This window comes from Enterobacter cloacae complex sp. 342H5, from assembly GCF_050030905.1.
GTDB lineage: Bacteria > Pseudomonadota > Gammaproteobacteria > Enterobacterales > Enterobacteriaceae > Enterobacter > Enterobacter intestinihominis.
On sequence record NZ_JBLGVB010000001.1, the window covers coordinates 1,316,550 to 1,337,724 of the forward strand.

Annotated in this window: 20 protein-coding genes; 12 read left to right on the forward strand and 8 right to left on the reverse strand. The window is 54.1% G+C overall.

Annotated features, from left to right (window positions below):
- Positions 1 to 98: 98 nt before the first annotated feature.
- Positions 99 to 1,259, forward strand: coding sequence for a pyridoxal phosphate-dependent aminotransferase (locus ACQG03_RS06365; protein WP_045308961.1), 1,161 nt, complete (start codon positions 99 to 101; stop codon positions 1,257 to 1,259).
- Here ACQG03_RS06365 and ACQG03_RS06370 read toward each other — a convergent pair whose 3' ends face one another.
- The 3 genes from ACQG03_RS06370 to citR form a co-directional block, all read right to left on the reverse strand.
- The gene (locus tag ACQG03_RS06370) at positions 1,260 to 1,886 is read right to left on the reverse strand and encodes an IbrB-like domain-containing protein (RefSeq protein WP_032624678.1); all 627 of its coding nucleotides are present in this window, start codon (positions 1,884 to 1,886) and stop codon (positions 1,260 to 1,262) included. It abuts the gene before it with no gap.
- Positions 1,871 to 3,094, reverse strand: a complete 1,224-nt coding sequence (locus tag ACQG03_RS06375; protein WP_032624677.1) for a phosphoadenosine phosphosulfate reductase — start codon at positions 3,092 to 3,094, stop codon at positions 1,871 to 1,873. Before ACQG03_RS06375 ends, ACQG03_RS06370 begins: the two co-directional genes overlap by 16 nt.
- 128 nt (positions 3,095 to 3,222) lie before the next feature.
- A complete protein-coding gene (gene citR, locus ACQG03_RS06380; protein ID WP_022647411.1) occupies positions 3,223 to 4,143 on the reverse strand; it encodes a DNA-binding transcriptional repressor CitR in 921 nt (306 codons plus the stop codon).
- A 621-nt stretch (positions 4,144 to 4,764) separates the two neighbouring features.
- On the opposite strand from citR, the gene ahpC reads away from it, so the two are divergent.
- Positions 4,765 to 5,328 (forward strand): alkyl hydroperoxide reductase subunit C, encoded by a 564-nt coding sequence (gene ahpC, locus ACQG03_RS06385; RefSeq protein ID WP_014882974.1) that lies wholly within the window; start codon positions 4,765 to 4,767, stop codon positions 5,326 to 5,328.
- Positions 5,329 to 5,570: 242 nt separating this feature from the next.
- Positions 5,571 to 7,136, forward strand: coding sequence for an alkyl hydroperoxide reductase subunit F (gene ahpF / locus ACQG03_RS06390; protein ID WP_063163830.1), 1,566 nt, complete (start codon positions 5,571 to 5,573; stop codon positions 7,134 to 7,136).
- Between the two features lie 59 nt (positions 7,137 to 7,195).
- Here the strand turns inward: ahpF and uspG are convergent, their stop codons facing one another.
- The gene (gene uspG / locus ACQG03_RS06395) at positions 7,196 to 7,624 is read right to left on the reverse strand and encodes a universal stress protein UspG (protein WP_022647413.1); all 429 of its coding nucleotides are present in this window, start codon (positions 7,622 to 7,624) and stop codon (positions 7,196 to 7,198) included.
- Between the two features lie 179 nt (positions 7,625 to 7,803).
- Here uspG and ACQG03_RS06400 point away from each other — a divergent pair, with 179 nt between their 5' ends.
- Positions 7,804 to 9,042, forward strand: coding sequence for a zinc-dependent alcohol dehydrogenase (locus ACQG03_RS06400; protein WP_015571156.1), 1,239 nt, complete (start codon positions 7,804 to 7,806; stop codon positions 9,040 to 9,042).
- Positions 9,043 to 9,181: 139 nt separating this feature from the next.
- On the opposite strand, the gene rnk is transcribed toward ACQG03_RS06400, so the two are convergent.
- Entirely contained in the window at positions 9,182 to 9,592 is a 411-nt protein-coding gene (rnk, locus tag ACQG03_RS06405) for a nucleoside diphosphate kinase regulator (RefSeq protein WP_022647414.1), read from the reverse strand.
- A gap of 262 nt (positions 9,593 to 9,854) precedes the next feature.
- On the opposite strand from rnk, the gene ACQG03_RS06410 reads away from it, so the two are divergent.
- The gene (locus ACQG03_RS06410; RefSeq protein WP_023299579.1) at positions 9,855 to 10,481 is read left to right on the forward strand and encodes a flavin reductase family protein; all 627 of its coding nucleotides are present in this window, start codon (positions 9,855 to 9,857) and stop codon (positions 10,479 to 10,481) included.
- On the opposite strand, the gene rna is transcribed toward ACQG03_RS06410, so the two are convergent.
- Both rna and dcuC read right to left on the reverse strand, forming a co-directional pair.
- Positions 10,475 to 11,284: a ribonuclease I gene (rna, locus tag ACQG03_RS06415; protein WP_048966708.1), complete on the reverse strand. Its 810-nt coding sequence runs from the start codon at positions 11,282 to 11,284 to the stop codon at positions 10,475 to 10,477. The genes ACQG03_RS06410 and rna overlap by 7 nt on opposite strands.
- A gap of 94 nt (positions 11,285 to 11,378) precedes the next feature.
- Entirely contained in the window at positions 11,379 to 12,746 is a 1,368-nt protein-coding gene (dcuC, locus tag ACQG03_RS06420) for an anaerobic C4-dicarboxylate transporter DcuC (RefSeq protein WP_017382481.1), read from the reverse strand.
- Between the two features lie 342 nt (positions 12,747 to 13,088).
- Between dcuC and ACQG03_RS06425 the strand changes: the two genes are divergently transcribed.
- From ACQG03_RS06425 to cspE, 7 genes are all read left to right on the forward strand, one after another.
- Positions 13,089 to 13,490, forward strand: a complete 402-nt coding sequence (locus tag ACQG03_RS06425; protein ID WP_063163829.1) for a hypothetical protein — start codon at positions 13,089 to 13,091, stop codon at positions 13,488 to 13,490.
- A gap of 53 nt (positions 13,491 to 13,543) precedes the next feature.
- On the forward strand, positions 13,544 to 13,837 hold the full coding sequence (locus ACQG03_RS06430; protein WP_023299583.1) for a copper-binding protein: 294 nt from the start codon (positions 13,544 to 13,546) through the stop codon (positions 13,835 to 13,837).
- 11 nt (positions 13,838 to 13,848) lie between these two features.
- Positions 13,849 to 15,105: a TolC family protein gene (locus ACQG03_RS06435; RefSeq protein ID WP_032624672.1), complete on the forward strand. Its 1,257-nt coding sequence runs from the start codon at positions 13,849 to 13,851 to the stop codon at positions 15,103 to 15,105.
- Complete coding sequence (locus ACQG03_RS06440) at positions 15,102 to 16,301, forward strand: efflux RND transporter periplasmic adaptor subunit (RefSeq protein WP_063163828.1); 1,200 nt, start codon at positions 15,102 to 15,104, stop codon at positions 16,299 to 16,301. The genes ACQG03_RS06435 and ACQG03_RS06440 overlap by 4 nt, the downstream gene beginning before the upstream one ends.
- The gene (locus ACQG03_RS06445) at positions 16,298 to 19,414 is read left to right on the forward strand and encodes an efflux RND transporter permease subunit (RefSeq protein ID WP_063163827.1); all 3,117 of its coding nucleotides are present in this window, start codon (positions 16,298 to 16,300) and stop codon (positions 19,412 to 19,414) included. The genes ACQG03_RS06440 and ACQG03_RS06445 overlap by 4 nt, the downstream gene beginning before the upstream one ends.
- Positions 19,415 to 19,575: 161 nt before the next feature.
- Positions 19,576 to 20,151 (forward strand): lipid IV(A) palmitoyltransferase PagP, encoded by a 576-nt coding sequence (pagP, locus tag ACQG03_RS06450; protein ID WP_032621658.1) that lies wholly within the window; start codon positions 19,576 to 19,578, stop codon positions 20,149 to 20,151.
- A gap of 190 nt (positions 20,152 to 20,341) precedes the next feature.
- Positions 20,342 to 20,551: a transcription antiterminator/RNA stability regulator CspE gene (gene cspE, locus ACQG03_RS06455; protein ID WP_002439184.1), complete on the forward strand. Its 210-nt coding sequence runs from the start codon at positions 20,342 to 20,344 to the stop codon at positions 20,549 to 20,551.
- 219 nt (positions 20,552 to 20,770) lie between these two features.
- Here the strand turns inward: cspE and crcB are convergent, their stop codons facing one another.
- The gene (crcB, locus tag ACQG03_RS06460; RefSeq protein WP_017382474.1) at positions 20,771 to 21,154 is read right to left on the reverse strand and encodes a fluoride efflux transporter CrcB; all 384 of its coding nucleotides are present in this window, start codon (positions 21,152 to 21,154) and stop codon (positions 20,771 to 20,773) included.
- Between the last annotated feature and the right edge of the window lie 21 nt (positions 21,155 to 21,175).

A 21,175-nucleotide genomic window follows, 5' to 3' on the forward strand; every position in this document is an offset into this window, starting at 1 on the left:
ATATTTATATCATTTAGACGTCTAAGCGTCTTGATTGCCAAAGACTAACATCGTGTTATAGTGTCAGCAACATAAGTATTACAGGCAGGCACACTACAATGAGCAATAACCCGTTGATCCCGCAGAGTAAACTTCCGAATCTCGGCACGACGATTTTTACGCAGATGAGCGCCCTGGCGCAGCAGCACAACGCCATTAACCTCTCACAAGGTTTCCCGGATTTTGACGGGCCGAAATATTTGCAGGAGCGTCTGGCGTACCACGTTGCGCAGGGAGCCAACCAGTATGCGCCGATGACCGGCGTGCAGGCGTTGCGTGAAGCCATTGCGGATAAAACGGCGGAGTTATACGGCCATAAGCCTGACGCGAACAGCGATATCACGGTAACCGCAGGGGCCACCGAAGCGCTGTATGCGGCGATAACCGCCCTGGTGCGTACGGGCGATGAGGTGATTTGCTTTGACCCGAGCTACGATAGCTACGCCCCGGCGATTGAACTGGCCGGTGGCTTGGTGAAACGCGTGGCGCTCCAGCCGCCGCATTTTCGTCCGGACTGGCAGGCGTTTGCCGCGCTGCTGAGCGATAAAACCCGGCTGGTGATCCTGAATACGCCACACAACCCATCGGCGACGGTGTGGCAGAAAAGCGATTTTGCCGCCCTGTGGCAGGCCATCGCCGAACGTGAAATCTATGTTCTGAGCGACGAGGTGTATGAGCACATCTGCTTTGCCGAAGAGGGTCATGCCAGCGTGCTGGCGCATCCGCAGCTTCGCGAGCGCGCAATCGCGGTATCATCATTTGGGAAAACCTACCATATGACCGGCTGGAAAGTAGGGTACTGCGTGGCGCCCGCCGCCATCAGTGCTGAGCTGCGTAAAGTGCACCAGTATTTGACGTTTGCCGTAAACACACCCGCCCAGCTGGCGCTGGCGGATATGCTGCGCGCTGAACCTGAACATTACCGGGACCTGCCAGCTTTTTACCGTGCGCGGCGGGATCGGTTTGTGACTGCCTTGAGCGAGAGTCGGCTGGAGATCCTGCCATGCGAAGGCACCTACTTCCTGCTGGCGGACTACAGCGCGATTTCCGATCTGGATGATGTCAGTTTTTGCCAGTGGCTGACGAAAGAGGTGGGCGTGGCGGCCATTCCGCTGTCGGTGTTCTGCGCCGATCCCTTCCCGCATAAACTGATTCGTCTTTGCTTTGCGAAGCAGGAGTCGACGCTGCTGGCAGCGGCTGCGCGCTTAAATTCGCTCTGACTATTCAACCGTCCAGGCTTCTGAAAAACGACGGTCCGCGAAGAGTTCCAGCAGACCGTTGATTTGCTTCAGTCGCAGCACTTCATCGCTGTCCATACCCAACTCCAGGCCAATTTTCTGCTCACTCCAGCCCATAAGCACCAGTTCTCGCACGATTTCTGACATGGCATTGATCTGGTGGCGTCCACGCGCGCGGTTGTGACGAATGGTTGTAGCCATGCGATCGAACTTTTCCTGGCGTGCTTTACGCAGGCAGGTAACAGGGAGGTAACCTTTAAGTTGACGCTTCAGAATAGCCCGATGACTGCCAAGCTCATGGCGATGGAATCCATCGACAATTTCATAGCTCTCAGGCGCATTTTCCGTCACAACGATAGGTTGTGTGAATCCATCCAGCTCCAGTGATTTGCTGAGTAACCGCTTCTCCGCCGGAGCGACATTATTTGGGTTGTAGTCATTGGCGGTGATGTCAGTCTGTTTTATCCACAATACGCAGTCGACGGGTTGATTATTAAAAGGGCTGATTTCGTGTAATGCCTGGCGAAAGGCATTAATAGCGCCGATTTTCTCTTCTTCAGAAAGGGCCTGCAGGTACGTCTGCATTTCTCTGATTATTTGCTGCTGCATAAAATCCCCCATTCCTTGCGTTTGGCTTTCACTCTTTCGCTGTAGCGTTGATAGTGTTTAGGTTTGTTTGGACTAAATGAGAGAGCCCGGCACCAGTAGTCATTGTTGAGTAAAACCTTGCAAATGCGTCGCCAGGAAGGGATATCTTTTGCGCCAATGTCACCCTCCTGCGTATCGGGAATATCGTCCAGGCCTCGCTTTTGATACCAGTGGAGATAAATTGCGATTTTATTTCGGTAATGTTCCGCCGTATTTTGCGGCATGCTGTCGAGTAGCAGCATGGCGTATTCGCGCCAGCCGAGATGGTCAGGTTTCAGGATCTTCCGGTGGCCATAAAAATGGTTATCGTGCCCGGCATAAATACCTCCACTTCGCACGCCGCAGGCGCGTTCACACATAGCCGCCCAGCGTTCGGGTTCAATGACATGATAGAGCCATAAGCCCTGACGCTGTTCCGGACCAAACGGTTCGCAGATGCGCATATAACGCGGCGGCACCCCCGCCTTGTACATCAGGTCGTATAACGGGTTATAGCAACATTTTGATTTCGCGAACCACGTCCAGATGTCGGCGGTTTTCCAGTCGTACAGTGGGTAGATATACCAGGCGTGCCCACCCGGGGCGACGGTCGTCCAGGGTTTATCGTCAGAAAAGCGCTGCTTACGCGCCGACGCGATAGCCAGAAAGCGGTTGTAAGATTCATCGGCGCGGATCCCCACCATGACTGCGGCAGGACGTCTTTGCGCATACCATTCGGCAAACTCGCGCACGAAGGCTTCAAACGTCATTCCCTGCTGATAAAAATCGAAATAGTGATAATCGGTAATGGCATCTTCTGGTGGCTGGCGAACCCAGTTTGTTCCGGGTTCCCAGCACTGCCATTCAGGTTGAAACTGTGACAGGGCGTTTTGGGTCGTGAGCGGAAGCGCTACCCACCAGAACTGGTGGATAACATCCCGATAGAGCGTTTTCATAGCGTCAACATGCTGAATGGTCGACGAGAATTGCGCTTCCCAGTCCAGAAAGATGACGTCTATTTTTCGCTTTAATTGCCGTGCTTTCTGGGCAACAAGATGCAGCATCACGGTAGAATCTTTTCCACCGGAAAAGGAAACGCATACCCTGGGGAAATTGTTAAGCGTCCAGTGTATGCGTTCCGCAGAAGCGTCTAAAACATTTTCCTGTAAAGGGATTTTATAGTTCGACATGATTAATCGCGTCCTGCGTGTTAAATGTCTGGGGAAAATCAAAACGATATTATGGAATTATTTATCCTTAATTTCACGGAGTCATTTTTTTCGGTTCGCTTTAATTATATTCACCATGCAAATGTATTTTACGCAGACGGCGGAGAAACGCAGAGCTTATGCATTTTTTCAATGAATGTTGAAAAAACAGAGCTATTCAGTGATGAACGGCCGTAGAGCATATAGATCTTTAATTCAGGCAGCGCAAACGGTGGCTCAAGCCTTTTTAATTTCAAAGATTCTTTAAATGTTTCATAGATCGACACGGGGATATAGCCTAACAAATCAGATGAACTGACCATAGAGATGAGAGAGCTAAGGGAGTCGGTGCGAAAAGCAATATTTCTTTCCGGAAAAGCGTCATTGGCCCGACTCTGGAACTCTTTTACACCCGGATGAGCACTCTGGTAAAAAGTGAATTTCTCCTGGTATAGCGCGTCCACCGTGGCTGTGTCAGCGAGCCTTGGGTGGTCTGCTCTACAGATTAAGGCTATCGGCACCGTAGTGAAGTGGGTGCAGACCACAGAGCGATTGTGGATAGGTGCGATAGAGAAGATGAGATCGGCTTTACGATAGGCCAACAAATCTTCCGCTGATTCGGAGGAAATAAGCATATCTCTTTGTTCTATCTCATAATTCTCCTCAGATATTAAAAGCTTCAACGGTTCCAGCATCGAACCAGGAGACACCATTTGAGTGCAATAGATAACGAACTTTTTCTTGATGTCCGAGTGATGCATCATGTTGATCGTCTGCTCAAGCTGATTGAGATTTTTTTCCAGATGATGATGCAAGTTGGTACCTACCGTGGTGGGAGTAATTCCCTTCCCTGAACGGATAAACAGGGGGTCATCAAGCTGACCGCGCAGGCGTTGCAGCGACTGGCTGACGGCGGATGGTGTGATATAAAGCGTCTCGGCAGCCCTACTGATACTGAGATGTTGGTAAATGCATTCGAAGATAACTAACAGATTGAGATCGAATTTTTTTAGGTCGTAGAGGTTTGCCATGTTTCGTCCTGAGTGAGTTGAGTTTGCTGTCGTTATCACACCATGGAGTACGACAGAGTGTAGTTACCCTTTACAATCCGTGTGAATAACTCGCTTAATTTAAAATTTAAGTGATCTTAATATATCACGGCTTTGGATTATTGAAACATATCTTCAAGAGTTATTAAGATAATTTTATCTTTAAAGTGTGATTGAATTATTTGAATGACAAATGGCGTTTATATATAGCGTGAAACCCATAATGAAATTAAATTTATAATGTTTCAATGACCTGTTCGAATCTGCCTATCACAGCCATAGGCAGGACTATCCCTCTTATGCATTGCTCATTGCGCGCAGGGGTGCTGTAATCAAACCGCTGTTACGGCCTTGATACAAGGTATGTAGAGCGCAACGCAACGCCAGCTTCGGCTGGCACTGAATGTACCTGCGGGGAATTCAGGTATCAGGGCCGCCCGTTGAGGCGGCCTTTTTACTTTCAGGCTCTCCTGTAAAAGGTTCACCTTGCTGTCTTGTTGCTGTTGTAAGGTTTGGCTGATTGATTTGATAAAGCATACGCATTAGCCCCGATGAACAAAGTTGGTTACCTTACACCTCAACGAAAACACGGAGGAAGTACAGATGTCCTTGATTAACACCAAAATTAAACCTTTCAAAAACCAGGCGTTCAAAAACGGTGAGTTCATCGAAGTTACTGAGAAAGATACCGAAGGCCGCTGGAGCGTGTTCTTCTTCTATCCGGCTGACTTCACCTTCGTTTGCCCGACCGAACTGGGTGACGTTGCAGACCACTACGAAGAACTGCAAAAGCTGGGCGTAGACGTTTACTCTGTTTCTACCGATACCCACTTCACCCACAAAGCGTGGCACAGCAGCTCTGAAACTATCGCGAAAATCAAATACGCGATGATCGGCGACCCGACTGGCGCCCTGACCCGTAACTTCGACAACATGCGTGAAGATGAAGGCCTGGCTGACCGTGCGACCTTCGTTGTTGACCCGCAGGGCATTATCCAGGCTATCGAAGTTACCGCTGAAGGTATCGGCCGTGATGCATCTGACCTGCTGCGCAAAGTGAAGGCGGCTCAGTACGTTGCTTCTCACCCAGGCGAAGTGTGCCCGGCGAAATGGAAAGAAGGCGAAGCAACGCTGGCGCCATCTCTGGACCTGGTCGGCAAGATCTAAATTTCCGTCGTCTTTCACGCCATAGCTGCGTTGGCGTCGCCTGCTCACCCCGGTCACTTACTTCAGTAAGCTCCCGGGGATTCTCAGGCTAGCCGCCTTGCTCTGACGCGAAATACTCTGGAAATTGTTTCAGTCATGGGCGCTCCCCGCGCCCATTTCATTCCAGCACCATGATGCAAGTTGCATTCAGGCAGCCCGTATAAGGCGGCTTGCATGATGACGTTTTAAGAGAGGGAAGAATAATGCTCGACACTAACATGAAAACCCAGCTCAAGGCCTACCTTGAGAAACTGACCAAACCTGTTGAGCTGATTGCCACGCTGGACGACAGCGCGAAATCGGCAGAAATCAAAGCGCTGCTGACAGATATTGCTGAGCTGTCGCCGAAAGTGACCTTCAAAGAAGACAACACGCTGGCAGTCCGTAAGCCTTCTTTCCTGATCGCCAACCCAGGGTCTGACCAGGGGCCGCGTTTCGCGGGTTCTCCGCTGGGGCACGAATTTACGTCCCTGGTGCTGGCGCTGCTGTGGACCGGTGGTCATCCGTCAAAAGAAGCGCAGGCGCTGCTGGAGCAGATCCGCGATATCGACGGTGATTTTGAGTTTGAAACCTATTACTCGCTCTCCTGCCACAACTGCCCGGACGTGGTGCAGGCGCTGAACCTGATGTCAGTGCTCAACCCACGCATTAAGCACACGGCGATTGACGGCGGTACGTTCCAGAACGAAATCACCGAGCGCAACGTGATGGGCGTTCCGGCGGTTTACCTGAATGGTCAGGAGTTCGGCCAGGGGCGTATGACGCTGACCGAAATCGTCGCCAAAGTGGATACCGGCGCAGAAAAACGTGCGGCGGAAGAGTTGAACCAACGTGATGCGTACGACGTGCTGATTGTTGGCTCCGGCCCGGCGGGCGCGGCGGCAGCGGTTTACTCCGCACGTAAAGGGATCCGTACCGGTCTGATGGGCGAGCGTTTCGGTGGTCAGGTTCTGGATACCGTAGACATTGAAAACTACATTTCCGTGCCGAAAACCGAAGGCCAGAAGCTGGCCGGGGCGTTGAAAGCGCACGTCAGCGACTACGACGTGGATGTCATTGACAGCCAAAGCGCCAGCAAACTGGTTCCGGCAGCGGTCGAGGGTGGTTTGCACCAGATTGAAACGGCGTCCGGCGCGGTGCTGAAGGCGCGCAGCGTGATCATTGCCACTGGCGCGAAATGGCGCAACATGAACGTGCCGGGCGAAGATCAGTATCGCACCAAAGGCGTGACCTATTGCCCGCACTGTGACGGCCCGCTGTTCAAAGGTAAACGCGTAGCGGTGATCGGCGGCGGTAACTCCGGTGTGGAAGCGGCTATCGATCTGGCGGGAATTGTTGAACACGTTACCCTGCTGGAGTTCGCCCCTGAGATGAAAGCGGACCAGGTGTTACAGGATAAAGTACGTAGCCTGAATAACGTCGACATTGTGCTCAATGCCCAGACGACAGAAGTGAAAGGCGACGGCAGCAAAGTGACCGGTCTGGAATACCGTGACCGCGTGAGTGGCGATATCCACAGCGTAGCGCTGGCAGGGATCTTTGTTCAGATTGGGCTGCTGCCAAACACCACCTGGCTGGAAGGCGCAATTGAGCGCAACCGCATGGGCGAGATCATCATCGATGCGAAATGCGAAACCAGCGTGAAGGGCGTATTTGCGGCGGGCGACTGCACCACCGTGCCGTACAAGCAGATCATCATCGCTACCGGTGAAGGTGCGAAAGCGTCGCTGAGCTCGTTTGATTACCTGATCCGCACCAAAACTGCATAATAAAAGAAAGCAAGACGACACCTGCAATACAAGAGGCCACCAAAAGGTGGCCTCTTTTTTTATCTGACGACCATCACCGGAATGTGGGTGTGGCGGATCACGCTGGAGGCGTTCGACCCCAGCAGGTGAGTGGTGATAGACGGGTTGCGCGAACCAATCACCACCACGTCTGCGTTCAGCTCCGCGGCCAGTTCATTAACGGCGTCACGCACGCTACCGAACCGGACGTGGGTTTTTATGCGGGAAGGATCGATGCTGAAGTGCCCGACCATGGTTTGCAGGCGCGTCTCGGCTTCATGCTGTAAATGCTCTTCAAAACGACGCACATCAGCAGCGAAACGATGCAGGCTCAGGCTGGCAGAGCCCGGTAAAACATGCAGAAGATGAATAACTCCGTCCTGCTGCGCGAGAAATTCCGCGTGACGTACAGCCTTATCACTCAGTTCCATTTCGAAAACATCAACCGGCATAATGATTGTTTGATACATAACCGTTTCTCCTTGTTTATAAACGCTGCAATCATTCAACCACAAAAAATAAATGGTTTCTGTAATCCCGACAGCACTTTTATCTCGCCAGGATAAATCTCAAAACAGCCGGATTCCGGGGCATATCCCGAGAGGTAGCTACCCTTTTATAAGCTTACCCACACCCTTTCGGAGGTTGCATGAAAGCTCTCACCTATCACGGTCCACATCATGTTCGGGTCGATAATGTCCCCGATCCGGGCATCGAACAGCCTGACGATATCATCCTGCGCGTAACAGCCACGGCGATCTGTGGTTCTGATTTGCATCTTTATCGCGGAAAAATTCCCAAGGTCCAGCACGGCGATATCTTTGGTCATGAATTTATGGGCGAGGTGGTGGAGTGCGGGAGCGAAGTGAAGAACGTGCAGAAAGGTGACCGGGTGGTGATCCCGTTTGTGATTGCCTGCGGTGACTGTTTCTTTTGCCAGATGCAACAGTACGCGGCCTGCGAAAACACGAACCGCGGGCAGGGCGCGGCGCTGAACAAAAAGCAAATTCCCGCCCCTGCCGCGCTGTTTGGCTACAGCCATCTTTACGGCGGCGTGCCGGGCGGACAGGCGGAGTATGTGCGCGTGCCGAAAGGCAACGTGGGGCCGTTTAAAGTGCCTCAGCTGCTGTCAGACGACAAAGCGCTTTTCCTGTCAGATATTCTGCCTACCGCCTGGCAGGCGGCGAAAAATGCGCAGATCCAGAAAGGCTCCAGCGTCGCCGTATTCGGGGCCGGGCCGGTGGGGTTACTGACCATTGCCTGCGCGCGGCTTCTCGGCGCAGAGCAGATTTTTGTGGTTGACCATCATCCCTATCGTCTGCGGTTTGCCCAGGAGCGCTACGGCGCGATCCCGATTAACTTTGATGACGATAACGACGCGGCGGAGAAAATCATTGAGCAAACGGCCGGGCAGCGCGGGGTGGATGCGGTGATTGATGCCGTCGGGTTTGAGGCCAAAGGCAGCACGACGGAAACGATCCTCAGTAACCTGAAAATTGAAGGCAGCAGCGGCAAAGCCCTGCGCCAGTGCATTGCTGCGGTGCGACGCGGCGGCGTGGTCAGCGTGCCGGGCGTGTACGCCGGTTTCATCCATGGCTTCCTGTTTGGCGATGCCTTCGATAAAGGGCTGAGCTTTAAGATGGGGCAGACGCACGTCCACGCCTGGCTGGGAGAGCTGCTGCCGCTTATCGAAAAAGGGTTGCTTACACCGGAAGATATTGTGACCCACTATCTTCCGCTGGCTGATGCGGAGCGCGCCTATAAGATCTTCGAAAAACGGGAGGAGGAGTGCCGCAAGGTGATCCTGGTGCCTGGCGCAGATACCCCGGAGGCAGCGCAGCAGAAAGTGAAGGGACTGGTGAATGCCTTCCCCGGCGGCGTTGTGTGAGGTTTCGTCCCCATGGCACTACAACAGAGTAAGCGTGGATTAAGCGGTTTTTGTCCGATATAAGACAATCGGGTGAATTTGCGGAAAGAGGATGCAGGTGCATCCTCTGTGCAAAGCGGGGTCGCTTGTTCAGAAGGGATTAACGCAGGTAATCGCCAGCGGCTTCGGGCTGGTAGAGCAGCTCAAGTACTTCCAGATGGGCTGAGGCGCCGCCCGGGAGTTCCCAGTGGATAGTATCGCCCGTGCGCAGTCCAAGCAGCGCCGCGCCCACGGGTGCCAGCACCGAAAGCTGCATGCTGCTGTCGGTCATCTGCGCCGGATAGACCAGCGTACGGGTGAGTTCCTCCCCGGTGGTCAGGTTGCGGAACTTCACCTGGCTGTTCATGGTGACCACATCATGCGGCATGGTCTCAGGCGTACACATTTGCGCCCGGTCTAGCTCTTCGTTCAGCGCATCGGCAACCGGCAGCGAGGCGAATTCTGGTTTCTCCAACAGTCGGTCAATACGTTCTGCGTCGAGTTCATTGATGATAATCGTAGGTCTGGACATTTTTACTCCATGTCGTTAATGCTGCGTGTAACGCAGAAACCAATCCAAAAGAAAACCCTCGCCGTCTGGCAGCGAGGGTTTAACTTATCTGATGATACTGTCTGAAACCCTAAGTTTGAAGTGATGAAGGTCACATTCGTGCGCCATATGAATTTTTGGCAATAAACCCGGCATCCCGATTCACGCTGAACGGAAATTTCGTTACGCTGGTAAAACTTAAACCGGGCAATGCGCATTGCAGCCCCAGCGTAGAGAGAGCGATATGTACTTTTACCAACCGTCTCAGGGGCACGGCCTGCCGCACGACCCGCTGAACGCCATTATCGGTCCACGTCCGATTGGCTGGATTTCATCCTGTGATAAGGCCGGTCAACTGAACCTTGCCCCGTACAGCTTCTTTAACTGCTTTAACTATCGCCCACCGATCATTGGTTTTTCCAGCAACGGCTGGAAGGATAGCGTGCGGAATATTACCGAAACGGAAGAGTTTGTCTGGAACCTCGCAACGCGCGATCTGGCTGAGGCGATGAATGAAACCTCCGCCACACTCCCTCATGGCGAGGATGAATTTACCTTTGCCGGCCTGACGCCCGTAGCCAGCCAGCTTGTGAGCTCGCCGCGCGTGGCGGAAAGCCCGGTGAATTTCGAGTGTCGATTGTCACAGTGCATTCAGTTGACCGGCGCGGATGGGACACCGATTGATACCTGGCTGGTGCTCGGCGAAGTGGTGGGCGTCCATATCGCTGAGAGTTTGCTGGAAGAGGGGATTTACCAGACCGCGAAAGCGCAGCCCATTCTGCGTGCGGGTGGACCGTCCGCCTACTACGGCATCAGCGACAGCCATCGCTTCGATCTGGTACGCCCGGATGCGCGCAGGAACAATCAGTAACCAGCTTTATCGATAACAAACTGTTTGCCGCAGTTGCCCGGATGCGGCTGTGGCGCAAAGGTGCTGGCTGAGAGCGAGTTGTTAATGGTGCTGGATTTTAGCGAGATCTGCATCTCGGTCAGATAAGCCGGATTGCCATGGCAGGTAAGCTTGAACGCTTTTACGTTCTGTTTCCCCCAGCTTTTGGCCACGGCTGCATCAAAATCGCTACGGCGGACGGTCTTGCCATAGTTTTCCGCCAGAAATTCCCCAACCGCACTATTTTTCACTTCCTGGTTCATGCGCACCATGGTGCCGAAGTAAGCGTCGGGATCAAAACCAAAGCAGACGCCGTGTTTCGCGTATTCATAACGTTCAAGGCAGGAGTTGCCGCCCGCGCCGGGCATCACGCTGTTAAGCTTTGCCGCGCCCGTTAGCGATAGTCCGGTCTCTGCGGCGTCACATTTGCGGCTGGCTTTTGCTTCCGGCATATTCGGAACCGGACGAGTGGCACAGCCGAAGCGCATCCAGCGGCGTTCATCCACTCCGCGAGCGGCAATAGATTTCGGCAGTGCTGGCCATAAGCCGTGGACGGTCAGAAAATCGGCTTTGTTGCTGCTCTCTTTTTGCAGGCGACACTCTTCCGGTTCGTCACGGTTGCGTTCGACCATACTCTGGCAAAATCCCGTTTGCCAGGAAAGAGCCAGAACGTAGCGATCGAAATCGCCGTACTGGGTTGGCTTAAGCGGATCTGCCTGAATTGAGAAGACACAGAGTGCAAGCGCTACTGCGCCAGACGGGATAACGATATCCTTCCTGAACATTTGCTTTCCTGATTGGTTGGGCGCGATTAATTTCTGGGGGTTATTAAAGCACAAAAAGCGCCCGCAGGCGCTTTTTGGAAAGCAGGAATTTCGCTTAGGCAGCGCCGGGAACCAGCACTTCGGTGGCGATAATAACGATAATCAGGCCAACCAGCACCGGCACTGACGTGCGTTTTACCACTTCAAACGGAGAGATTTTTGCCATCCCCGCCACCGCAACCACCACGCCCGATACCGGAGAAATGGTACGACCCAGGTTGGAGGCCTGGAGCATCGGAATGGACAGGTAAGCCGGGTTGATGCCGGAGGAGTGTGCCAGCTTAGGGATCATCTCAACAAACGCATAGAACGGCGCGTTACCGGAGCCGGTAGTCATCGCCGCCAGCATGGTCAGTACCACCAGCACCAGCATCAGGATAATGCTGGCCGAGCCGAAAGAGGTGGCGATAGAGATCAGGCTCTGGATAAAGCCGATGGTGCTCAGCCCCTGAGCAAACACCCCTGCGGCAACCAGCAGCATCACCACGCCCGCGAAGGCATCCGCCATGCCGCGGAAGGCGACTTCAAGACCCGTGAACACCTTCTGGGTATTAAAGCCACGAACAAATTCCAGGATGGCCGCCAGCAGCATACAGATCACCAGGATAGTGATGATGTGCAGCTGAGGGCCCCATTTGCCGTCAAAAATAAGCACGCCAATAATCGGCGTGAAGGGCAGGATGGAATAAAACGCCGGGGCGGTAGTGGTGATTTCACTGACGTCCATCATCTCATGGCTGACGTTCTCTTTCTTATCGAGGTAGCGTTGCCAGAAGAAATGCGCCACGCCCATGCCGAGAATAGCGGTGATGGAGATTGGCAGTGTGGTTTTGAAGGCGAAGTCAATCAGCGACATTTCCGCGGCTTTCGCGGCCAGCACCACGTCACCGGAAGTAGGGGAGAGAATAATCGCCGCCGGAGAGGCGCAAATAGCCGCCGCTGCGCCACGGCTGATTCCGACGTTAACCATTACCGGGAATAACGTCGCCATTAACAGCACGCCAAGGCCTGTTGCTGAGGAAACGGCTAATGACATCAGACAGGCCAGGAAATAAGCCGCGACCATCAGCAGATAGGGGGAGTTAATATATTGCAGCGGCTTAGAAGCCAGCTTCACCACCATATCATTCGCACCGATATGGGTCATATAGGCAGCAAATCCGCAGAGCATCATGATCATCATGCCCAGGTCGCCGCCGCGGCTCATCAGCAGAATTTTTATATATTCCACAATATCGGTAGCGGTATATCCGGTGCTGGCTTCGCTGGCGGGTAAAACCTGATGACCCATTAGCGCGCTAATGATCAGCAGCGTCAGGCCGCCGACAAATAGCACGCCGGTGGCTGAGTAACCTTTAATGATGTAGCGTGCTACACCGACAATGACCACGACTCCAATGAGGAGTTCGAGAAAAGTAAGCATGATTTCCCCTGTATCCTTGCTGCCCGAGAGACAAATAATCAATAAAAAAGAAGCCTGAAATGTGCCGAATAAATGGCCAGTCCTTGCTGATTAAAATCAAGAAAGAGACTACTAAAGGCAATGATGACGATATTTTTGCTAACCCTGCGTCATTTATATTAAGACGTTATTGACCTGATGAATAGATATTATATGTCATTAAATTGATGGTGAAGTGTTAAGGTTTTGAGTATTACTTGCCGACAATCGATTTAAAAACGTAAATCTCTTTAAAACTACTTCTCTTTCATTCTTTTGCCTGCTTATACTCGGTTCACTTTTACCCTATCCGACGATCTGAATATGCACGCCAGCTGGACGTATCGCCTGCGCTTTATCAAAAAACATCTGCTGATGTTTTTGCTGGCGTTTGGCTGGCTGTTAATCCAGAGTCAGGTGGCCGTCGCCTCCCATCAATGTTCAATGGATTTGCGCGGTGAGGTGGCCACCATCCAGCATATGGATATGATGGCGGAACCGGGGCCGCATTATGCTGCCGGTGCTTCACCGCTGTGTGAAAAACATTGTGTGCCGGATCAGGTACAAAAAGAACCTGCCCAGCCGCATCTGGTGGCGCTGCCTGCCGCCATGACGCTGACCTTAACGACGCCAGAGTGTTCATCTGCAAGCCATTCTGCGTGGTCTGTTACCCCTCCTGCTGTGGGGCCGCCGGCAACGATCCGCTATTGCCGGCTTCGGGAGTGAAAACCTGTTAATTCGTTGATTTTATTTACTTAACGTTTAACAGGAGTTTTATCATGCGTACCCTATTCCTTTCCGCGCTGGTTGGCGCGTCCATCTCTTTCGCTTCTTATACCGTTCAGGCAAACCAGACCTGGCAGGGCCGCGGCGTGGTTCAGTCGATCTCTGACAATGCCGTCATGCTCCGTCACGAGGCCATACCGGAACTAAAATGGCCAGCGATGACCATGCCGTTTACTTTATCTGCCGGCGCCACGCTGAATGGCGCCAAACCGGGGGATGAGGTGACCTTCACGCTTGAGCGTGCGGGTGACGGTTTCCAGATTATCTCGCTGACGCCAGCGCGCTAAGCGAGGTCACCATGAAACAACACACACTGAGCCTGTGGCTCGGTGGGGTGTTGTTCGGCCTGTTAACCTCCGCCGCGCAGGCGGAGCCGTGGACGCTCGAACACACCCTGACCGAAGCCCAGCGCTACTCGGCAGAACTCTCCGCCAGCCGTAACGAAGCGCAGGCGCTGGATGCGATGGCGGATTCCGCCACGCAATTACCTGATCCAAAACTGAAATTCGGTATTGAAAACGTGCCGGTACAGGGCAGCAACGATCGGCGGCTTACGCGCGAAGGGATGACCATGCAGAAGGTTGGCATCATGCAAAGCTACGTCAGCTCAGAGAAGCGGGAACGTAAAGCACAGACTTTTCAGGCGCAGGCGCGAAGCGTGCTGGCAAAATCCGAGGCCGTACGTGCCGCGCTTCAGCGTGATACCGCCCAGGCCTGGCTGGATCTGGCGCTGGCACAGCAGGCGCTGAAAACGGCCAGAACGCTGGTCCGTGAAACGGAACGCCAGCGGGGCGTGCAGAAGGCGAGCGTCGGGGCGGGAGGCGCAACGCCGGACAGCGTACTGGCCCTGCAAATGATCCTCAGCGCCATGCGCGACAAAGAGACGCTGGCGCAGCGGGATGTGCAGCTGGCGCAAAGCCGTCTGCTGGAGCTAACAGGGCACGCTATTACGGCGGTTCGCGGTCCGCTGCCGCGCTATCAGCGCCTTCCTGCCGATGAAAAAACGTTGCAGGAGGGGATTGCCAGACACCCGGAAGTGGAGGCCGCGCGACGTGAAGCAGAGACAGCGAAAGCGCGTTCAGCGCAATCTGCCGTGGCAGCGCTACCCGATGTGGATGTGGAGGTCTATTACGCCCACCGCGCCGAAGGCTATGACGATATGGCTGGCGTGATGTTCAGCGTGGATCTGCCTTTGTTCCAGTCAAAACGTCAGGACAAGGATTACGCCGCCGATGTTTCCCGCTCAATGCAGGCGGTGGATCAACTGACGCTGCTCAAACGCGAACACATTGCCCAGGTGCAAACGCTGGTGGCGCAGTATCAGGCTGCGCAAACGGTGTGGCAGCGTCAGCGGGACGAGGTACTACCGTTGCAGCGTCAACGGCTGGCGGTGCTGACGGCGCAATATCGTTCTGGACAGTCGGCGCTTCCGGCCCTGCTGGAGGCGCGTCGTGGCGTACTGGATACGGAACTGGCGGTGAACCAGGCGGAGCGCGAAATGGCGCGAACCTGGGCTGCCGTGAACTGGCTGATCCCGCAGGAGCTGGCGCAATGAAAAAAACAACGTTAATGGCGATTGCCATCGCGATAGCTGTCGCTGGCGGCTATTTTGTCGGACAGAAGCAGACGCATCAGCCGGATGCGGCTTCACAACCATCAGAACGCAAGGTGCTTTACTGGTACGACCCCATGGTGCCCGGTCAGCGCTTCGATAAGCCGGGTAAATCCCCTTTTATGGATATGGATCTGGTCCCACGCTACGCCGATGAAGCGCAGGCGGCGTCAGGCGTGGCCATCAGCACTCAACAGCAGCAAAACCTGGGGATGAAAACCGCCAACGTTGAGATGCGCCAGCTGGTTTCGCCGTTCTCGGCCTTTGCCACGGTTGCAACGGATGAACGTAACGTCTCGGTGTTGTCAGCCCCGGCCAATGGCGTGGTGTCAAAATTGTTTGTTAATGCGCCGCAGCAGCAGGTAAAAGCCGGAGAGGCGCTGGCGCAACTGTGGATCCCGCAGTGGACCGCCGCCCAGCAGGAGTATCTCGCGGTTCGTCAGCTTGGCGATGCCGCATTGACCCGCGCCGCACGCGAGCGGCTGGCGTTGCAGTTTATGCCAGAAGAGGTCATTCGTTTGCTGGAGCGTAGCGGTAAGCCGCAGACCACGCTCATTCTGCGCACCGACCGGGCGGGCTATGTGGTGAAGCTGGACGTGCGGGAAGGGGCGCAAATCACCGCAACGGCGCCGCTGTTTGAGATCGCCAGCCTCGATCCGGTCTGGCTGGTGGTCGACTACCCGCAAACGCAGGCGCAGTCTCTGGCGGTGGGCAGCAAGGTGGTAGCAACCTCAGAAAGCTGGCCGGGGGAGCAGTTCCACGGCACGGTCAGCGAATTGCTGCCGCAGATGGAGGCGGCCACGCGAACCCTGAAAGCCCGTATCGTGCTGGAAAATTCCGCACATAAGCTGAAGCCGGGCATGTACCTCTCCGTCAGGCGTGCGGAAGAGCTGAAAGGCCCGCCGGTGCTGGCGGTGCCGGAAGAAGCGGTGATTAACAGCGGAGAGTCTGCGCGTCTGCTGCTGGCTACCGGGGACGGTTATTTCCAGCCTGTGACGGTGAAAACCGGCCTGACGGCGCAGGGCTGGACGGCGATCCTGTCCGGGGTCAAAGAGGGCGATAAGGTGGTGACGTCCGGGCAATTCCTGATTGATTCCGAAGCCAGCCTGCGTAGCGTGATGCCGGAGGTGACGCCATGATTGCCGCTGTGATTCGCGCCTCGTTGCGTAACCGCCTGCTGGTGATCCTGGCCGCGCTGATGATGGCCAGCTGGGGCTGGTGGGCGGTGCAGCGCGCGCCGCTGGACGCGTTGCCCGATCTGTCTGATGTGCAGGTCATTATCAAAGCGAGTTACCCCGGGAAAGCGCCGCAGGTGATTGAAGATCAGGTGACCTGGCCGCTGACAACCTCCATGTTGTCTGTGCCGGGCGCCAAAACCGTGCGCGGTTTTTCAATGTTTGGTGACGCTTATGTGTATGTGCTGTTTGAGGATGGCACCGATCTCTACTGGGCGCGATCCCGGGTGCTGGAATATTTAAGCCAGGTACAGGCGCAGTTTCCGCCGGGCGTGAAGGTGTCGCTGGGGCCGGATGCGACGGGCGTGGGCTGGATCTACGAATATGCGCTGATCGACCGTAGTGGAAAACACAGCCTGGCAGATCTGCGGGCCCTTCAGGACTGGACGCTTAAGTTCGAGCTTAAGACGGTACCGAATGTATCTGAAGTGGCAAGCATTGGCGGAATGGTGCGTCAGTATCAGATCGTGGCGGACCCGGCGAAAATGCGCGCGCTGAATATTACCCACAGCCAGCTATCCGGCGCGGTGCAGGCCGCCAATAAAGAGAGCGGCGGCGCCCTGCTGGAGATGGGCGAAGCGGAGTATATGGTGCGGACAACGGGCTATTTGCGCTCGCTGGAGGATTTTCGCAATGTGGTGATCGCCACCCGCGATGGCGTACCTGTCCTGCTGAAAGATGTCGCCACCATTGGCATTGGCCCGGAGATCCGCCGGGGCGTGGCGGAGCTTAACGGTGAAGGGGAGGTTGCTGGCGGCGTAATCGTGATGCGCTACGGGCAGAACGCGCTGGAAACCCTTCGCGCGGTAAAAGCGAAACTGAGCGAGCTGCAAAAAACGCTGCCGCAGGGCGTCGAGATTGTTCCGGTCTACGATCGCTCCACGCTGATTGAGGAGTCGGTCAAAACGCTGACGCACAAGCTGCTCGAAGAGTTTGCCGTGGTGGTACTGGTGTGCGCGCTGTTCCTGTTCCACCTGCGTTCCGCGCTGGTGGCGATGGTTTCTCTGCCGCTGGGGATCCTCGGGGCTTTTGTGGTGATGCACTATCAGGGCATTAACGCGAATATGATGTCGCTCGGCGGGATCGCCATTGCCATCGGAGCGATGGTGGATGCGGCAATTGTCATGATTGAAAACATGCACAAGGTGCTGGAGCAGTGGCGGCATGATAATCCGGGCAAGGAGCCTGCGTCGGGAGAGTACTGGCGTCTGGCGGAAAAGGCGGCGGTTGAAGTGGGACCGGCGCTGTTTTGCAGCCTGTTAATCATCACGCTGTCATTTATACCGGTATTTTCGCTGGAAGCGCAGGAGGGGCGAATGTTCTCGCCGCTGGCGTTCACCAAAACCTGGTCGATGGCCGTGGCCGCCGGGCTTGGGATCACTCTGGTGCCGGTGCTAATGGGCTTCTTTATTCGCGGGAAAATCCCGGATGAGAAGGCAAACCCGATAAACTGCCTCCTGATCCGCCTGTATGAGCCGTTGCTTGATAAGGTACTGACCTTCCCGAAAACGACACTGGCACTGGCATGTCTGCTGCTGATCGCCACGCTCTGGCCGCTGAGCCGCCTGGGCAGTGAGTTTATGCCGCCGCTGGATGAAGGGGATTTACTCTATATGCCCTCCACGCTGCCGGGGATCTCTGCTCGCGAGGCATCGCGGCTGCTTCAGCAGACGGACCGCTTGATCAAAAGCGTACCGGAGGTGGCGAGCGTGTTTGGCAAAGCTGGTCGGGCGGAGTCGGCAACCGATCCCGCGCCATTAACCATGCTGGAAACAACTATCCACTTTAAGCCCCGCGAGCAGTGGCGGCCTGGAATGACGCCGCAAAAGCTGGTGGAGGAGCTCGATAAAACCGTGTCGCTGCCGGGCATTGCCAATGTGTGGGTGCCCCCTGTCCGTAACCGTCTGGACATGCTGGCAACCGGGATCAAAAGCCCGGTCGGCATTAAGGTGAACGGCAATAATATTGCCGACATTGAGCGCGTGGCCCGGCAGATTGAGCAGGTGGTGAAGGACGTTCCTGGCGTCTCCTCGGCGCTGGCGGAGCGACTGGAAGGCGGGCGCTACGTGGATATTCGTATCGACCGGCAAAAAGCCGCGCGCTACGGCGTTTCCGTCGATGAACTGCAAAGCCTGGTCTCCACGCTGGTCGGGGGCGATAACATTGGTGAGGTGATCCAGGGACGCGAGCGGTACCCCATCAACCTGCGTTATCCCCGCGATTTGCGTGATAACGTCGACACGTTGCGGGTGTTGCCGGTAGTAACCGCCAGCGGTAGCCAGGTGGCGCTGGGGGAACTGGCCGATATCGTCGTGACGGAAGGCCCACCGATGCTAAAAAGTGAAAACGCGCGCCTTTCCAGCTGGATCTACGTGGACTTACGCGGGCGCGATCTGAAGTCCGCCGTAGATGAAATGCAAAAACGGGTGGAGGAGAAGGTGGTATTGCCGCAGGGCGTATCTCTCTCCTGGTCCGGGCAGTTTGAATATCTGGAACGGGCGACCGCGACGCTTAAAATAGTCTTACCTGTCACGCTGATGATTATATTCATCCTTTTATGGTTAACCTTCAGGCGGATATCAAATGTCCTGATAATAATGGGGACATTGCCTTTCGCGCTTATTGGTGGGGTGTGGTTATTATGGCTGCTTGAATATAATTTGTCTGTGGCGGGGGCCGTTGGCTTTATCGCCCTTTCCGGGGTGGCAGCAGAATTCGGCGTAATTATGGTTCTATATTTGAATCATGCGCTTGATAAATATCACAGGCTTGAGCCAGAAGGGGGAAATACGGTGCTATTGCGGGCGATTCACGAAGGTGCCGTGCTGCGCGTGCGTCCGAAGGTGATGACGGTCGCCACGATTATGGCGGGACTGCTGCCCATCATGTGGGGCAATGGGAGTGGCTCGGAGGTGATGCAACGTATTGCTGCACCGATGATTGGTGGCATGGTTACTGCACCGTTATTGTCGATGTTAGTTATTCCCGCACTCTACAAATTGTTACATCAACGTTAAAAATGTCAACTGCATGTGCTTATTCAGGCATGCAGTTTATGTATCCTCAGACTATTCTCAGGAACGGGATGGTAATTAGGAATAACACCCATGCTGTTAAGCGTTCATTCAAGTATTCTGTGCTAAGGTCTGCACCGAATACTAAATATGGTAATGGCATTGTGATTGTACGAATTAAATTCCCCCTGATTTTATTGTTTATTATTGCGCAGTTATCATTTGCGTCTGCTGTTAATGCACAGAGCAATACAGCGGATAAAAGCTGGTTCACCACCTTCACGGATAACGTTGCGCAAACATGGAACGAACCTGAACATTACGATCTCTATATTCCGGCCATTACGTGGCATGCACGTTTTGCCTACGATAAAGAAAAAACAGACCGTTATAACGAGCGTCCGTGGGGGGCTGGTTTCGGTCAGTCTCGCTGGGATGAAAAAGGTAACTGGCATGGCCTGTACCTGATGGCGTTTAAGGACTCCTACAATAAATGGGAGCCTATTGGTGGCTACGGCTGGGAAAAAACCTGGCGTCCGTTATCAGACGACAACTTCCGTCTGGGACTGGGCTATACGGCAGGGTTTACGGCGCGTGATAACTGGAAATACATTCCTGTTCCGGTACTGTTGCCGCTTGCCTCCATCGGCTATGGTCCGGCAACGTTTCAGATGACCTACATACCGGGTACGTATAACAACGGTAACGTTTACTTTGCCTGGATGCGGTTTCAGTTTTAACTGCATTTGTCTGGTAAATCGGCCAAAAAACGCACAGACATTGAAATGTAAAGGATAAAAATCGGACAGCGAAAATTAACGCGACTTTTGTCACTTTTTATCAAAGATCCGCTGGACAAAACGCCTCACAATTGTTGTACTGATACCCGACACAGCATTTGTGTCGTTTTTTAATGTAAAGGTAATTTTGATGTCTAAGATTAAAGGTAACGTTAAGTGGTTTAATGAGTCCAAAGGATTCGGTTTCATTACTCCTGAAGATGGCAGCAAAGACGTGTTCGTACACTTCTCTGCAATCCAGTCTAATGGTTTCAAAACTCTGGCTGAAGGTCAGCGCGTAGAGTTCGAAATCACTAACGGTGCCAAAGGCCCTTCTGCTGCTAACGTAATCGCTCTGTAATTCAGACGCGTCAGCAAGAATTTCAAAACCCGCTCAATGAGCGGGTTTTTTTCGTTATGAATCAACCAAAAAGATAGATCTTCAGAAAGCTGGCGACGATCGCGACGCTTAGCAATACCATACCCACGCCTGACAGATTCTCTCTCATGCTATCACCCTCGTTCAATATTGAGCCAAGAATGACAGACAAAAATTAAGCCAACATTAAGGTTGTCGCGCTTAATGTCCGCTGGCGGAGGAAAATAACCAGAATGCGATCGCAGTCATCGCAAACGAGCCAAGCATGTTAACGGCAATGTTCGTCAGCGCCCAGCCCATCCGGCCTTCCTGAAACAGAAACACCACCTCCGCAGAGAAGGTAGAAAACGTCGTTAAACCGCCGCAGAAACCGGTCGTAATCAATACCTTCCACATAGGGTCGATGTTGGTCATGCGATTAAACCACGCCAGCCCCATCCCGATGATAAATGCCCCGATCAGGTTTGCCGCCAGTGTCCCCATCGGAATGGCCTGATGCAGCGGGTTAAACCGCATGCTTAAGAGCCAGCGCGCAACGCTACCCGTGCCCCCACCAATAAAAACGGCTATAAGTAGTTGTAACACTGTCAATACCTGCTATTTGCT

Coding starts and splice junctions, on each gene's coding strand:
- ACQG03_RS06365 (WP_045308961.1), top strand. CDS start 99: ATGAGCAATAACCCGTTGATCCCGCAGAGTAAACTTCCGAATCTCGGC.
- ACQG03_RS06370 (WP_032624678.1), bottom strand. CDS start 1,886: ATGCAGCAGCAAATAATCAGAGAAATGCAGACGTACCTGCAGGCCCTT.
- ACQG03_RS06375 (WP_032624677.1), bottom strand. CDS start 3,094: ATGTCGAACTATAAAATCCCTTTACAGGAAAATGTTTTAGACGCTTCT.
- citR (WP_022647411.1), bottom strand. CDS start 4,143: ATGGCAAACCTCTACGACCTAAAAAAATTCGATCTCAATCTGTTAGTT.
- ahpC (WP_014882974.1), top strand. CDS start 4,765: ATGTCCTTGATTAACACCAAAATTAAACCTTTCAAAAACCAGGCGTTC.
- ahpF (WP_063163830.1), top strand. CDS start 5,571: ATGCTCGACACTAACATGAAAACCCAGCTCAAGGCCTACCTTGAGAAA.
- uspG (WP_022647413.1), bottom strand. CDS start 7,624: ATGTATCAAACAATCATTATGCCGGTTGATGTTTTCGAAATGGAACTG.
- ACQG03_RS06400 (WP_015571156.1), top strand. CDS start 7,804: ATGAAAGCTCTCACCTATCACGGTCCACATCATGTTCGGGTCGATAAT.
- rnk (WP_022647414.1), bottom strand. CDS start 9,592: ATGTCCAGACCTACGATTATCATCAATGAACTCGACGCAGAACGTATT.
- ACQG03_RS06410 (WP_023299579.1), top strand. CDS start 9,855: ATGTACTTTTACCAACCGTCTCAGGGGCACGGCCTGCCGCACGACCCG.
- rna (WP_048966708.1), bottom strand. CDS start 11,284: ATGTTCAGGAAGGATATCGTTATCCCGTCTGGCGCAGTAGCGCTTGCA.
- dcuC (WP_017382481.1), bottom strand. CDS start 12,746: ATGCTTACTTTTCTCGAACTCCTCATTGGAGTCGTGGTCATTGTCGGT.
- ACQG03_RS06425 (WP_063163829.1), top strand. CDS start 13,089: ATGCACGCCAGCTGGACGTATCGCCTGCGCTTTATCAAAAAACATCTG.
- ACQG03_RS06430 (WP_023299583.1), top strand. CDS start 13,544: ATGCGTACCCTATTCCTTTCCGCGCTGGTTGGCGCGTCCATCTCTTTC.
- ACQG03_RS06435 (WP_032624672.1), top strand. CDS start 13,849: ATGAAACAACACACACTGAGCCTGTGGCTCGGTGGGGTGTTGTTCGGC.
- ACQG03_RS06440 (WP_063163828.1), top strand. CDS start 15,102: ATGAAAAAAACAACGTTAATGGCGATTGCCATCGCGATAGCTGTCGCT.
- ACQG03_RS06445 (WP_063163827.1), top strand. CDS start 16,298: ATGATTGCCGCTGTGATTCGCGCCTCGTTGCGTAACCGCCTGCTGGTG.
- cspE (WP_002439184.1), top strand. CDS start 20,342: ATGTCTAAGATTAAAGGTAACGTTAAGTGGTTTAATGAGTCCAAAGGA.